The sequence below is a fragment of the Pseudomonas sp. 31 R 17 genome (genome assembly GCF_900004915.1).
GTDB classification, from domain to species: domain Bacteria; phylum Pseudomonadota; class Gammaproteobacteria; order Pseudomonadales; family Pseudomonadaceae; genus Aquipseudomonas; species Aquipseudomonas orientalis_A.
Genome location: NZ_CVTN01000075.1, coordinates 80,675 through 93,571, shown reverse-complemented (window position 1 = coordinate 93,571; position 12,897 = coordinate 80,675). Strand labels below are relative to the sequence as shown.

The 12,897-nt window shown below is 60.6% G+C and carries 14 protein-coding genes; 5 read left to right on the top strand and 9 right to left on the bottom strand.

The features are described 5' to 3' along the window. Nucleotides 1–41 precede the first annotated feature (41 nt). A complete protein-coding gene (locus BFP89_RS19315; RefSeq protein ID WP_065886990.1) occupies nt 42–506 on the top strand; it encodes a TIGR02444 family protein in 465 nt (154 codons plus the stop codon). On the opposite strand, the gene BFP89_RS27755 is transcribed toward BFP89_RS19315, so the two are convergent. Beyond that, complete coding sequence (locus BFP89_RS27755; RefSeq protein WP_083208106.1) at nt 503–1,603, bottom strand: AlgP family protein; 1,101 nt, start codon at nt 1,601–1,603, stop codon at nt 503–505. The two genes, BFP89_RS19315 and BFP89_RS27755, sit on opposite strands and share 4 nt — an antisense overlap. 192 nt (nt 1,604–1,795) lie before the next feature. Here BFP89_RS27755 and BFP89_RS19300 point away from each other — a divergent pair, with 192 nt between their 5' ends. Continuing rightward, a complete protein-coding gene (locus BFP89_RS19300) occupies nt 1,796–2,473 on the top strand; it encodes an FKBP-type peptidyl-prolyl cis-trans isomerase (protein ID WP_065886987.1) in 678 nt (225 codons plus the stop codon). Between the two features lie 51 nt (nt 2,474–2,524). Here BFP89_RS19300 and BFP89_RS19295 read toward each other — a convergent pair whose 3' ends face one another. From BFP89_RS19295 to BFP89_RS19265, 7 genes are all read right to left on the bottom strand, one after another. After that, the gene (locus BFP89_RS19295) at nt 2,525–2,980 is read right to left on the bottom strand and encodes an Rsd/AlgQ family anti-sigma factor (RefSeq protein WP_065886986.1); all 456 of its coding nucleotides are present in this window, start codon (nt 2,978–2,980) and stop codon (nt 2,525–2,527) included. 179 nt (nt 2,981–3,159) lie between these two features. After that, nucleotides 3,160–3,711, bottom strand: coding sequence for a disulfide bond formation protein B (locus BFP89_RS19290; RefSeq protein WP_065886985.1), 552 nt, complete (start codon nt 3,709–3,711; stop codon nt 3,160–3,162). Nucleotides 3,712–3,948: 237 nt separating this feature from the next. Further along, entirely contained in the window at nt 3,949–5,190 is a 1,242-nt protein-coding gene (locus tag BFP89_RS19285) for a heme biosynthesis protein HemY (protein WP_065886984.1), read from the bottom strand. Between the two features lie 5 nt (nt 5,191–5,195). Next, nucleotides 5,196–6,311, bottom strand: a complete 1,116-nt coding sequence (locus BFP89_RS19280; protein WP_065886983.1) for a uroporphyrinogen-III C-methyltransferase — start codon at nt 6,309–6,311, stop codon at nt 5,196–5,198. An 18-nt stretch (nt 6,312–6,329) separates the two neighbouring features. Next, nucleotides 6,330–7,088: a uroporphyrinogen-III synthase gene (locus BFP89_RS19275; protein WP_065886982.1), complete on the bottom strand. Its 759-nt coding sequence runs from the start codon at nt 7,086–7,088 to the stop codon at nt 6,330–6,332. Further along, entirely contained in the window at nt 7,085–8,026 is a 942-nt protein-coding gene (hemC, locus tag BFP89_RS19270; RefSeq protein WP_065886981.1) for a hydroxymethylbilane synthase, read from the bottom strand. Before hemC ends, BFP89_RS19275 begins: the two co-directional genes overlap by 4 nt. A 137-nt stretch (nt 8,027–8,163) precedes the next feature. After that, a complete protein-coding gene (locus BFP89_RS19265; protein WP_065886980.1) occupies nt 8,164–8,910 on the bottom strand; it encodes a LytR/AlgR family response regulator transcription factor in 747 nt (248 codons plus the stop codon). A gap of 502 nt (nt 8,911–9,412) precedes the next feature. On the opposite strand from BFP89_RS19265, the gene argH reads away from it, so the two are divergent. Next, complete coding sequence (argH, locus tag BFP89_RS19260; RefSeq protein ID WP_065886979.1) at nt 9,413–10,807, top strand: argininosuccinate lyase; 1,395 nt, start codon at nt 9,413–9,415, stop codon at nt 10,805–10,807. Nucleotides 10,808–11,318: 511 nt separating this feature from the next. On the opposite strand, the gene BFP89_RS19255 is transcribed toward argH, so the two are convergent. Then, nucleotides 11,319–11,978, bottom strand: coding sequence for a glutathione S-transferase family protein (locus BFP89_RS19255; RefSeq protein WP_065886978.1), 660 nt, complete (start codon nt 11,976–11,978; stop codon nt 11,319–11,321). 125 nt (nt 11,979–12,103) lie between these two features. Between BFP89_RS19255 and BFP89_RS19250 the strand changes: the two genes are divergently transcribed. Next, the gene (locus BFP89_RS19250; protein ID WP_065886977.1) at nt 12,104–12,388 is read left to right on the top strand and encodes a hypothetical protein; all 285 of its coding nucleotides are present in this window, start codon (nt 12,104–12,106) and stop codon (nt 12,386–12,388) included. Between the two features lie 95 nt (nt 12,389–12,483). Continuing rightward, nucleotides 12,484–12,738, top strand: coding sequence for a TIGR02647 family protein (locus BFP89_RS19245; RefSeq protein ID WP_065886976.1), 255 nt, complete (start codon nt 12,484–12,486; stop codon nt 12,736–12,738). Nucleotides 12,739–12,897: the final 159 nt, after the last annotated feature.

Below are 12,897 nucleotides of genomic sequence, written 5' to 3'. Positions count from 1 at the left end.
GGAGTCTACCAGCTTCGTTGACCGCTGGCTTGGGTGTGAATATGTGCGCTGACCTGTGGAGCTTTGCCCTCTCGACTTATGCCCGCCCCGGTGTGGAGGCCGCTTGCCTGCGGTTGCAGGAACAGGGAGCGGATGTGTGCCTGCTGCTGTGTGGTGCGTGGCTGGAACAACGGGGTGTGGCGCGGCTGCCCGAGCGCGTCGTGGCACTGCAACAGCTTGCGCGACCGTGGCGGATGCACGTCGTCGAACCTTTGCGAGCGGTACGTGTGCAATGGCGGGGAATGGCACAGCAGGATGCGCAACTGGCTGAATTGCGAGAGCAGGTCAAGGCCTTGGAGCTGGAGGCCGAGCGAGCCTTGCTGATGCGCCTGGAAGCGCTGGCGCAGTCATGGTCGAGCAATGAGGTGACAGGTCGACAGGAATGGCTTGAAGGTCTGGCGACCGAAGCCGCCAACCTTGACCACAACGCGCTGCAGCAGCTGCGCGTCATGGTCACCCGCGCTTAGGAAGCGCTGGTTGGGGTGACGCTTGGCGCTGCCGGTGCAGCAGCGCTGCCGACGGATGCGGTTGGAGCGGAGGACGCTGCCGGGGTAGCTGCAGTTGCTGCGGGAGTTGCTGGCTTTGCAGGTGCTGGCTTTGCCGCAGCAGGCTTGGCAGCGGGTTTTGCGGCCGGTTTTGCAGCTGGCTTGGCGGCTGGTTTGGCGGCAGTGGTTTTAGCGGCTGGCTTGGCGGCCGGTTTTGCAGCAGCGGTTTTGGCAGCTGGCTTGGCGGCTGGTTTGGCAGCAGTGGTTTTAGCAGCTGGCTTGGCGGCTGGTTTCGCAGCAGCGGTTTTGGCAGCTGGCTTGGCGGCTGGTTTTGCAGCAGCGGTTTTAGCGGCTGGCTTGGCGGCTGGTTTGGCAGCAGCAGTTTTAGCGGCTGGCTTAACGGCTGGTTTGGCAGCAGCAGATTTAGCAGCTGGCTTAGCGGCCGGTTTTGCAGCAGCGGTTTTAGCGGCTGGCTTGGCGGCTGGTTTTGCAGCGGCAGCTTTAGCGGCTGGCTTGGCGGCTGGTTTCGCAGCAGCGGTTTTAGCGGCTGGCTTGGCGGCTGGTTTTGCAGCGGCAGCTTTAGCAGCTGGCTTGGCGGCCGTTTTAGCCGGCGCCTTCGCTGCAACAGCCTTGCTCGCTGGCTTCTTGGCCGCGCTGGCTGCGACAGCTTTAGCCGGAGTACGAGTACCCAGCGCCTTGGTGACAGCTTCCTTCACACGACCAACGCCCTGAGCCAGTTTCAGGCTTTCCTGAGCGTCTTTTTTGAGTTGGGAAATGTAGCTGCGGGTTTCGGCTTGGCGGTCCTTGAGGGCGTCCAGCAGGTCCTCAAGTTCTTTAACAGCGTCTTTGGCCTTGGCTTGTGCCTTGGCCTTGCCGGCAGTGGCGGCGTCTTGCAGTTTGGTGCGGGATTTGTGCAGCTTTTCTTGCGCTTTGCCGCGTTGTTTTTCCAGTTTGGCGAGCAGTTTTTCTGCATCGGCCAAGGCTTGGGAACAAGCGCTTTCCAGATGTTCGAGCAGGCTGCCCGACAATTGTTGGAGTAAGTGCAACGGGGTATTTACAGGCTTCTGTTTGGCCGACATGGTTTACCTCCTGGCTGACGTGGGTGCGGCTCATACTAGCCCTCTGCTCTTACCGCCGCTAGGGCATGTTGACAGTATCGTTTGCGTTGCGTTGCAACGTACGAAAATTCTTATCGATATAACAGAAAAGCGCACCACTACTCAGCCATTTACGCTGGCATAATCCGTCGCACTTCAGGCGGGAGGACACCCATGTCGCGTTACCTTTTCGTAGTGCTTGCCCTGGCGATTTCCAGCGCCGATGCGGACGAGCAATCGCCGCCAAAAACCGCTGTCCAAGATCAGCATGACCTCGCCTACAGCCTGGGCGCCAGCCTCGGTGAACGCTTGCGCCAGGAGGTCCCCGACTTGCAGATCCAGGCCCTGATCGATGGACTCAAACAAGCCTACCAGGGCAAACCATTGGCACTGGACAACGCGCGCATCGAACAGATTCTTGCACAGCACGAAGCACAGAACGCCATCGACAACCCAGCGCCGCAGAGCGAAAAAGCTCTCGCCGCCGAACAGCAATTTTTGTCGAAGGAAAAAGCTGCAAAGGGTGTGCGTGAGTTGGCGGACGGCATCCTGCTCACCGAGTTGACGCCGGGCACGGGCACCAAGCCGTTGGCAACTGATGAGGTGCAGGTGAAATATGTGGGTCGGCTGCCCGATGGAAGCGTGTTTGACCAGAGCGCACAGCCCCAGTGGTTTCGCCTGGACAGCGTGATCAGTGGCTGGCGCAGTGCATTGCAGCAGATGCCCACAGGCGCGAAATGGCGCCTGGTAATCCCCTCGGCCCAAGCCTACGGCGCGGACGGCGCAGGCGAATTGATTGCGCCCTACACACCCCTTGTCTTCGACATCGAGCTACTCGGGACCCGCCACTGACGCATAAAAAAAGGTGCGTCATGCGCACCGTTTTTTATCGCATTGCCCCGATCAGACCTGAGCAGGCTCTTCTTTGTGGGCGTTGTGCAGCACTTCGATCAGGCAATCTTCAAGCTCGAAACGCTCATGCAACAGACCACCCAGCTCTTTGAATTTTTCCGCGACGCACTTGCCTTCATCGCACAGATCGTTAAAAGCCAGCAGCTTTCCGGTAATCACATCAATGCGCGGGTAAAGGGTCTCAGCGAACTCAAGACCACGCTTGTCCTCGAAGGCTTCCGCTTCCTTGGTGAGTTGCGTGTAGATACTCAGGTGACCGGCAGAAACGTAATCCACCAGTACAACGCAGAAGTCCTGCAACGGCTCACGCTTCTCGGCCAGCGCTCCAGGCTCGGCCCCCAACTCATCAAAAGCCAGAACCAATTTGCGACGCGCATCCAACCACTTATCGATCAGTGTGTGCACGCCACCCCAGCGTTCGCGAGCATTCTTGCAACGTTCCAACATGATGATCTCTCTTCCCTATAGGGGACGCTGCTGCCCCGTGCCCGCGCAATGCTTCAGGGTTGAAGCGGCAATCGGACGAGGTCGCGTCTGACAAGCGGTTTCGATAACGCGTGCGGGCCAGATTATGCCCGCATCACTATGGCTTCAAGGTACGCAGGAGAGAAAGTTCATACAAGCGTTTAATCCCGTCCTACCACATGAACAGAATTTTCCTCGCTTTGTGATACGTGACGCCGGCCAGGCAGCAACCGGGAAAGCAGTGTGCTCCACAGAATCAGCATCGCCAGGAAAAACAGCAGGCTCCACTCCGGAACGCTGAGGTCAAATAGCGTCCAATTGATTTCGACGCAGTCGACCGAACCCTTGAAGACTGACTGGACAGCCCGCCAGAACGACAGGTGTTCAATCATGTAGTCCAGGGTTGGCCAGCAGTTGGGCATCTGATCCGGCGGAGTGTTCTGCAGCAGCACTTGGCGCCCGGCGGTGACGGCGCCGAATAATGCACACCCGATACTCGCCAGCCCATACAGGCACACGCCAGTGCGACCAGGGTTATGCAGGGCGGCGATCAGGTTGATCAGTACAAAGACGGCGAGAAACAACCGTTGTACCTGGCACAAAAAGCAGGGCTGTAACAGCGCACCATATTCCAGATAGAAAGACACACCCAACGTCAGCGCACCGGCCATGAACGCCAGGACAAACAAGGAGCGTAAAGGGGCCAAAGACATTGTTTATCCGCACCGCAAGAGATAGGTCGCTACGGTAGAGGAAAGGCCCGATCCCTTTCAATACGCCTTGGAGCGGACAATTCCGCGAAGAGACAAGGAGATTCCGTCAACACACGGAGGAAATCGCCCTACAACACGTAAGAATTGATTACAGGCCTACTTAAGCTCAGTAATTACAAAGGGTTAAAGGGTTGGCTGACAGATAGATCTGAGCCAACCCGTGAACACTTTCCTACTTCAAGCTTGCGCCGGTGCTGGCAAGGGTGAGGCCAGTAGACGATTATCGAGTAACCCCAAGCCTTCCTGGAACAGCCGGTTGCTGCGCTCGGTATCACCCAATTGGGCCAGCAAACGGGCCAATTCGGCGCAGGCTTCGGGATTGCGCTGCACCTGCAGGCTGCTTTCCAGGTAATCCCGGGCCTTTCCCCACAGGCTGTTCTGCAGGCAGAGACGACCCAGCGTCAGCAACAGGCTGGCATCGCCAGGATGATCCTTCAGCCAGCCTTCGGCAAACTTCAACTGACGGGCCGGGTCGCTGCCGCGCAGCAGGCCATAGAGCCGAATAAGATGACTGTCATAACTGCGCTTGATCGCACCGCGCAGCACTTCCTCGGCCCTGGCATCGGCGCCCAGTCGACGCAGTTGATCGGCATAAGCCAGCACCAGTTGTGGCTCCTGGCGCTGGGCTGAAGTCAATTGCTCCCATGCGCGGTCAAGGGACTGCAAGCCGGCTTCGCCATGCTCCTCACGCTGGGCGGCCAAGCCAAGGTTTTCTCCCCAGGCCCGACGCTCCAATTCAGCCAGCTCGCTGGCCGGCAACACCTTGTCTTTACGCAGTTCGGGCAACAGGCGAATCACCGACGACCAATCGCCACGCTGCTGGTGCAATCGCTGCAACTGTCGCAGGACCTGAGCGTTGTGGGGATGGCGCTCGTGCATGGCCTGCAGGGTGGTCAGGGCACCTTCCGTATCGCCACGGTCCATCTGGAGTTGCGCATGGCTCAAGGCAACGGCCAGCTCCGCCTGGGGCTGGCGAGCCAGGGCGCGCTCCAGCAAAGCATCCGATGCCTCGTAGCGGCCCAGCTCGTTGGCCGCACGTGCCGCGCCGAGGTAGTACAGCAATGGCTGGCGCTCCGCCTCGGCAGCACGGTGCAGGTGGCGTTCGGCGCTGGCCCAGCGGCCTTCGGCAAGGTCCATCTGGCCTTGCTCGATTGCAACTTGCACACGGCGGCTGCGATTGCGCCGCGACCACGGGTTGACCACCCCGCCGGAAACGCTGACCAGACCCAACAGCACTCGGATCAGGTAGATCGCCAGGCCTATGGCGAACACCGCCACCAATGTGGCCCACAGGCTCGACTCGTAATGCAGCAAATGGGGATAGGTAATCAGCACGTAGCCGGTGTGTTTGGAAATGCCCACGGCCAGCGCCAGGGCGATCGCAATTGCCAGCACCAGGATCACATAGAAACGCTTCATCGGTTCTACTCCTGGGTCGCAGGCTTGGCAGCCGAAGCCTTGGCTTCGTCGGCAGACAAATGGCGGCGCTCGAGGTACGCCTGCACGGCCGCCAGGCTCGCGGCCAGGTCAGGCGTCACCACCGAAACGGCCTTGGGCTCAAGCTCGGCGATACGCGCCAGCATCGCCTTGCTCTGCGGGTTGTCCTGGTTGAAGTTATCCTGCAACACGCTGCGCGCCTGCCCCAGCGAACGGCTATACACCGCCGACTCGCCGTTGAGCGCTGCCCACTGTGCCTGCTCCAGCGCCAGGCTCAAGGCCAGGCGCACCTGATTCAACCCCTGGCCCGCCAGCAGCGGACGAATGTTGTCATCCGGGTTGAAGTCGATACGGAAATAACGGGAGATCTGTTCCCACCATTGGCTCAACTGATTACCCGTATCGCTGCTGGGACGGCCCTGGGAACCGGACTCGGTAAGTTGATACTCCGGAGCGACAGCCGCCAATTGCACCACCTGGTCACGCAACGCCGCCAACTGCAGGTACAAGCCGGTGCGGTCCGGCTGTTCGGTGCTGCGCAACGCCGCCAGGCTCTTGGCCAGTTGCTCACGGGCGGCGAACGCGCCTGGGTCGCTTTGCTCACGAAGAATTTCGTCGGCGCCCTGGACCAGCGACTGGGCGCTGTTGATGTCCTGCAAAGCCGACAGACGCAAGCTGGCCAGACGAATCAGATGCTCGGCCTCAGCCAGGCGCCAATCCTTGCGGCTGGCGCCCAGTACGGTTTCCAGACGCTGATTCAGGCGCTGCTGGTCACCCTGCAACTGGGCAACCAGGCGTCGACGCTCTTCCAGCTCATCCGCGCCGGGCAACTGCGCCAGGCGGGCGGCCAATTGTTGCTGGCTCTGCTTGAGGCTCTGGGATTGGTCATCGAGGGTCTGCACCTGACCCAGTTGCTGCTGGCTGCTGGCTTGCAGGGCACGGACCTGCCAGATCCCCCAGCCGCCGGCGGCAACACCCGCAGCGCCAAGCAGCAACGCGACGACCGCCAGGCCATTGCCACGGCGTGGCGCGGTGACCGGTGTCCCGACCGGCGCATCGAGCGCGGGCTGAGCTTCATCTTTAGGCAAGGCTGTTTCGCTCACGTATCCGTCCTTTGCGTATCAGAGAGTGGGAACGGGATTGCTCCCTAACGCCACTAACAAAGCCGAGGCACTCGCGCCTCGACAATCCACAACTTTTTCTGCGCCAGCGGCCCGCGCCATCTCGTAGACGCGCGGACTGGGCACAAACAACGGCAGCTTCGCCACCTCAGGCCAATCGGAGCCGGCCAGGGCCTGCAAGTGTAGAAAACCCTGCCCACTGCTGACCACCAGGCCGTTCAAGCGTTCCAACTGGATGCGTTGGGTGAGTGCGCCCGCGTCGTAAGCCGGTAGAAAACGGCGGTACAACTCCAGGTAGTCGACACTAACACCTCGCTCGCGCAAACGCTCTGCGAGCAACTCCCGGCCGCCCTCGCCGCGCAGGATCAATACCCTGGCACCGGGGCATGCGATAGCCTCGCGCAAGGCCGGCAATTGAAGCAAGGCCTCGCTGTCGTCACCCATTGGCGGATAGTGGACATCCAAACCCTGATCGGCCAGTACCTGTGCCGTGGCGGCCCCCACACTGAACCACGGCAGTCGCGGCCAGGGCGCGGTCAATTGTTGCAAGGCAAGACGCGCCGCCGGTTTGCTTACCACGATCACTGCGCAATAGCGCTGCAGCGCCCCAAGGACCGCCTGTTGTTCCGGCGTGACCGGTAAGGCTTCGATCTCCAGCAACGGCAGTTCGCTGCTGAATATTCCCGCATCGGACAATGTCGCCGCCAGGGCTGCCGATTCTTCGGCAGGCCGTGTCAGCAGCACTCGCCACTGGGTCACTGCGGGCCGGCCTCGCCGTAGATTTTTTGCAGAATGGCGCCAGCGCCCTTCTCCAACAGTTCCTCGGCGACCTGGATGCCCAGGGCCGTGGCGTCGCGTTGTGGACCGCGCACCTCGGCGGTCAGCAGCGTGCCGCCCTCCGGGTCGCCTACCAGGCCACGCAACCACAGGTTTTCACCTTCGAGCACGGCATAGCAGGCGATCGGTACCTGGCAGCCACCGTTGAGGTGCTTGTTCAGGGCTCGCTCGGCTGTGACACGAACTTCGGTGTCCGCGTGGTCAAGCGGCTTGAGCAGTGCGTGAATTTCGCTGTCGGCGGTACGGCATTCAATGCCGACCGCGCCCTGCCCGCCGGCCGGCAGGCTGTCTTCGACGCTGATTGCGCGGGTGATGCGGTCTTCGAAGCCCAGGCGGATCAGGCCGGCGGCGGCGAGGATGATCGCGTCATACTCGCCCGCATCGAGCTTGGCCAGGCGCGTGTTGACGTTGCCCCGCAGGAAGCGGACCTGCAGGTCGGGTCGACGGGTCAGCAATTGGGCCTGGCGACGCAGGCTCGAGGTGCCCACGATACTGCCCAGAGGCAATTCATCCAGAGATGGGTAAGTGTTGGAAACAAAGGCGTCGCGCGGGTCTTCCCGCTCACAGATGCAAAAAAGGCCCAACCCTTCAGGGAAGTCCATGGGCACGTCTTTCATCGAATGCACAGCGATGTCTGCTTCATTTTCCAGCAGCGCGGTTTCCAGCTCCTTGACGAACAGACCCTTGCCGCCAATTTTCGACAGCGGCGAGTCCAGCAGCTTGTCGCCGCGACTGACCATGGGCACCAGGGTCACCCTGAGGCCAGGATGAGCCTGTTCAAGACGTGCTTTGACGTACTCGGCCTGCCATAAGGCCAGGGCGCTTTTACGGGTGGCGATGCGGATTTCGCGAGAAGACATGGATCAATCCGTACTGAATAGATACGGCAGATAATAACAGCTCAGGCAAATACGCTTTGATTTGAATCAGCAAGTGCGGGGCCTCCCTGGCCGCATCACACCGGGATAGGAACTGCAGAGCTCGCCACCGCCCCTGGCTAGAGCTGCTGCATCATCTTGCGCACGCCGGCGACATGGCGCCGACTGACGATCAGGGCATCGCCGTTGAGCCCCTTCAGAAACAGCTGGAAGTGGCCAAGAGGCGTGCGCTGCAAGCGCTCGATTCGCTCGCGAGCCACCAGCGCATTGCGATGGATGCGCACGAAACGGTCGCCGAACTCATCCTCAAGGGCCTTGAGCGGCTCATCGAGCAACACTTCGCCCGCTTCGTGACGCAAGGTCACGTATTTATGGTCGGCGATAAAATAGACCACCTGAGCGAGGGGAATCAGCTCGATGCCCTTGCGAGTCCGTGCGCTGATATGGCTGCGGGGGCCATTGCCACTCTGGGCAGCCGGTTGGGTCAGGGCTGCGAGCTGGGCGCGGCTGGGACGCTCGGCCTTTTTCAACGCCTTGAGCAATGCATCTCCCGCCACTGGTTTGACGAGAAAACTGACACCGCTTTCTTCAAGCGTCTGTGCAGAAAACTCTTCCTGTGCCGCGCACAGCACCAAGGCCGGTGGTGATTCGCGCTCGCTCAGGCGGGCGGCGACTTGCAGGCCATCGAGGGCCGGCATGCGGATATCGAGCAACACCACATCCGGCTTGAGGCTGTCGATCAGCGTCAACGCCTCTTCGCCGCTGGTGGCGCTCGGTTCAAGGACTGTATAACCCTCGATTTCACTGACCAGACGGCTCAGTCGCTCGCGGGCTTGGGGTTCGTCATCAACGATCAGGACATTCATATTGCGCTGGATTCCTGCGTGAGTCTCGCACAAGGATAGCGTAGACAGGTGCGGTGACTTACGTCACAGCGATCCACGCTAAGACTGGCGCAAGCGGCAAAAAGTGCCCTTGGAGTGGCACCCAAATTTACCCGGACCTGTTCAATAGCGCCCAAGACCCGCCAACTTCGCGCATTGTCATAGGGTTTGCTGATACACAATCCGAATACCCCCGTATTTAATGGATAGTCTGGGCTCTGACCGCATCACCCGACTTTGGTGCATTCACACACTCTCAGTCCAACTGTAGACGCTCGCTGGAACGATATTGCTCAATCGTCAAATATCGTTTCAATAACGGCCTGCTCCCAGTCTCGTCCTGGATGGGATCGGCGGCAAGGCACTTAGCCATCCTTTGTACAAATAAAATTGCCGTCCACCCGCACCATCGCGTCCGCGGACAACCCTGTTATTATCGGCGGCACACCTTCACGCCTTTTTTAAGCAGATCACGAGCGAATTCATGAGCACCGACAAGACCAACCAGTCCTGGGGCGGCCGCTTCAGTGAACCCGTCGACGCCTTCGTCGCGCGCTTCACCGCCTCCGTCAACTTCGACCAGCGCCTGTACCGCCACGACATCATGGGCTCCATCGCCCACGCCACCATGCTGGCCAAGGTCGGCGTGCTGACCGATGCCGAGCGCGACAGCATCATCGAAGGCCTGACCACCATCCGGGGCGAGATCGAAGCCGGCACGTTCGACTGGCGCGTCGACCTGGAAGACGTGCACATGAACATCGAGGCACGCCTGACCGATCGCATCGGTGTGACCGGCAAGAAGTTGCACACCGGTCGCAGCCGTAACGACCAGGTGGCCACCGATATCCGCCTGTGGCTGCGCGATGAAATCGACCTGATCCTGGCTGAAATCACGCGCCTGCAGAAAGGTTTGCTGGAACAGGCCGAGCGCGAATCGGACACCATCATGCCCGGCTTCACGCACCTGCAGACCGCTCAGCCCGTGACCTTCGGCCACCACCTGCTGGCCTGGTTCGAAATGCTCAGCCGCGATTACGAGCGCCTGGTGGATTGCCGCAAGCGCGCCAACCGCATGCCACTGGGCAGCGCCGCGCTGGCCGGCACCACCTACCCGATCGACCGCGAGTACACCGCGCAGCTGCTGGGCTTCGATGCCGTGGGCGGTAACTCCCTGGACGGCGTGTCGGACCGCGACTTCGCCATCGAATTCTGCGCCGCCGCCAGCATTGCGATGATGCACCTGTCGCGCTTTTCCGAAGAGCTGGTGCTGTGGACCAGCGCGCAATTCCAGTTCATCGACCTGCCGGACCGTTTCTGCACCGGCAGCTCGATCATGCCGCAAAAGAAAAACCCCGACGTCCCCGAACTGGTACGTGGCAAGAGCGGTCGCGTATTCGGCGCACTGATGGGCCTGCTAACCCTGATGAAAGGCCAACCGCTGGCCTACAACAAGGACAACCAGGAAGACAAGGAACCGCTGTTCGACGCCGCCGACACGCTGCGCGACTCACTGCGTGCATTTGCCGACATGATTCCGGCGATCAAGCCCAAGCATGCGATCATGCGCGAAGCGGCCTTGCGCGGTTTTTCCACCGCGACCGATCTGGCCGACTACCTGGTGCGTCGTGGCCTGCCCTTCCGCGACTGCCATGAAATCGTTGGCCATGCCGTGAAGTACGGCGTGGACACCGGCAAGGACCTGGCGGAAATGAGCCTGGAAGAACTGCGCCAGTTCAGCGACCAGATCGAGCAGGACGTGTTTGCCGTGCTGACCCTGGAAGGCTCGGTGAATGCCCGTAATCACATCGGTGGCACTGCGCCGGCGCAGGTGAAGGCCGCAGTCGTGCGTGGCCAGGCACTGCTCGCCAGTCGCTAAAAAATGTGGGAGGGGGCTTGCCCCCGATGGCCATGGGTATCTACACAACTCTGTAGCGCCCAGCCGTAACCACGATGCGAAGCGAGTCGCTCTTGATCTTAGGCGCCCCGTTAAACCACGCTGGCCGAACGTAGGCTTGAATCCGTGGGTAACCCGGCAGGACGCCGGGTTAGCCGCCCCGCGCCATGGATGGCGCGTGGCGGCGGCCCACGGATTCAAGCCTACGTTCGGGCACACCGAGCCTGGGCGAGGTGCCGAGTGGTGGGGCAAGAGCGTTTTGCTTACTTTTGCGCTTTTCAAAAGTGAGCCGCTGTAAAAGCGGAACCATTAGCAGCCGTTACCGCAGAAACGGATATGTACCCAGTCCAATCCAGCATCCTGGTCGGTCCTAAGGCCGCCATCGGGGGCAAGTCGAATCGTCGCACCGCCCCTCCCACAGGGGATCTTCGCTGCTTTAAGCATTTCGTTCGCTTAACTGCTGGCATTAGGGGAGGCCCCCTCCCACATTTGATTATTTCCTTGCTGCAATCATCGCCAGAAATCCCGGCATCGCCGCCAGCCTGTCCGCCTCGACCTTTTGCGCATTGGGCATCTCATTCAAACGCCCCAGCAACGCCTTCGCCTGTGGCAACTGCGCCAGCAGGTCCAGCCCGAACATTTTCTCGCCCACACCACAGGCCAGATTCAAGCTGTACATGAAATACAGATCGGCAATCGTGAAGTGCTCTCCCGCCACATAGGGCGCGAACTTACCGTGCCGGCCTAACGTACCGACCCCCAGCAACAATTCAGCGCGGGACTTCTCCTTGATCGCCTCCGGCACCGTCATGCCAAAAAAGGCTTCGGCGAAACACGCCCGCGCCGGCAATTCGATATACAGCTCGATTTCCCGGCACAACGCCAGCACCTGGGCACGCTGGAACGGGTCGGCTGGCAGCAGCGCAGGCCCTTCCTGTGTCTGCTCGAGGTATTCGAGGATCACGCTGGTTTCGTTGATGAAGCCTTGCTCGACACCCAGCACGGGCACTTTGCCTCGCGGGCTCACCGCCAGGGCTTCAGGCGTTTGTCCTGCGTAAAAAGGCACCTCTTCGAAAGGCAGCCCTTTCTCCAGCAGCGCCAGCTTGACCATGTTGTAGTAGTTACTGACCGAAAATCCATAAAGCTTGAGCATCGCAAAGCCTCCAGGCCGGGTGCGGGGTTGGCTGCAAGCGTTATAGACGCTGAGGCCGGGACTGGCCAGCAGCATCAGCAGCCTGAATGGCGTTAGACTGGCGCCCTTTCCTTGAGGAGCCTGCCATGAGCGAGCCGACCGATATCGACAATGACGAAGAAGAATTCACCGAAAGCACGCTGATCCAGGCCATCGAGAACCAGATCGACAGCGACAACCCGCCGGCGGCCAAGGCCACGTTCAACAAGCTGACGCTGGTCGGTTATGAGCGAGACGATATCCTGAATCTCATGGCCCACGTGCTGGCCTTCGAGATCGACGCGATGCTGGATGAGGACCGCGCCTTTGATACCCAATGGTATGAAACCGCGCTGCGGGCACTGCCCGAGCTGCCGCCTGAAAAGGAATAATCCGGCCGCGCTGCAACACGCTGGACAGTTCGGCAAAGTGCGTTCACCTTATGGCCTGCTAGCCTCTAATAAATTTTAGAAAGTCTGGAGTCCTTATGTCGTATACCCCTGAGTTGGTTGCCGAACTGGAAATCCTTGTACTCTTCCCCCTGGACAGCACCAAGGAGGGTCTGAAAGTCCATCAGACCGCCGCTCCCACTGCCGTCGCCGCTGCCAGGCGCCTCCACGCCAAAGGGCTTATCGACCAACCGGACGGAGGCTACCTGACCAGCCTTGGCCGGGACGCCGCCGAGCAAGCCCAGACCCTGCTGACTATCTTGACCACCGCCTCCACCAAAGAAGCCGCCTGACCCCTGATCCCCGCCCATGGAGTCCGCCCTCTGCGGATTCCACGGGCGTTGCTGCGCAGCTCACAAAATTCTGCCGCCAACCTCCATTTCCTCTAAAACTCCTACGCGACTGTCTGTAAACTCCTACACGGCCGCCCACGTCGGGCCCTGCGAGCCACC

Bases quoted from the DNA above. Each gene is read 5' to 3' on its own strand.
- BFP89_RS19315 (WP_065886990.1), top strand. From the start codon at position 42: ATGTGCGCTGACCTGTGGAGCTTTGCCCTCTCGACTTATGCCCGCCCC.
- BFP89_RS27755 (WP_083208106.1), bottom strand. From the start codon at position 1,603: ATGTCGGCCAAACAGAAGCCTGTAAATACCCCGTTGCACTTACTCCAA.
- BFP89_RS19300 (WP_065886987.1), top strand. From the start codon at position 1,796: ATGTCGCGTTACCTTTTCGTAGTGCTTGCCCTGGCGATTTCCAGCGCC.
- BFP89_RS19295 (WP_065886986.1), bottom strand. From the start codon at position 2,980: ATGTTGGAACGTTGCAAGAATGCTCGCGAACGCTGGGGTGGCGTGCAC.
- BFP89_RS19290 (WP_065886985.1), bottom strand. From the start codon at position 3,711: ATGTCTTTGGCCCCTTTACGCTCCTTGTTTGTCCTGGCGTTCATGGCC.
- BFP89_RS19285 (WP_065886984.1), bottom strand. From the start codon at position 5,190: ATGAAGCGTTTCTATGTGATCCTGGTGCTGGCAATTGCGATCGCCCTG.
- hemC (WP_065886981.1), bottom strand. From the start codon at position 8,026: ATGTCTTCTCGCGAAATCCGCATCGCCACCCGTAAAAGCGCCCTGGCC.
- BFP89_RS19265 (WP_065886980.1), bottom strand. From the start codon at position 8,910: ATGAATGTCCTGATCGTTGATGACGAACCCCAAGCCCGCGAGCGACTG.
- argH (WP_065886979.1), top strand. From the start codon at position 9,413: ATGAGCACCGACAAGACCAACCAGTCCTGGGGCGGCCGCTTCAGTGAA.
- BFP89_RS19255 (WP_065886978.1), bottom strand. From the start codon at position 11,978: ATGCTCAAGCTTTATGGATTTTCGGTCAGTAACTACTACAACATGGTC.
- BFP89_RS19250 (WP_065886977.1), top strand. From the start codon at position 12,104: ATGAGCGAGCCGACCGATATCGACAATGACGAAGAAGAATTCACCGAA.
- BFP89_RS19245 (WP_065886976.1), top strand. From the start codon at position 12,484: ATGTCGTATACCCCTGAGTTGGTTGCCGAACTGGAAATCCTTGTACTC.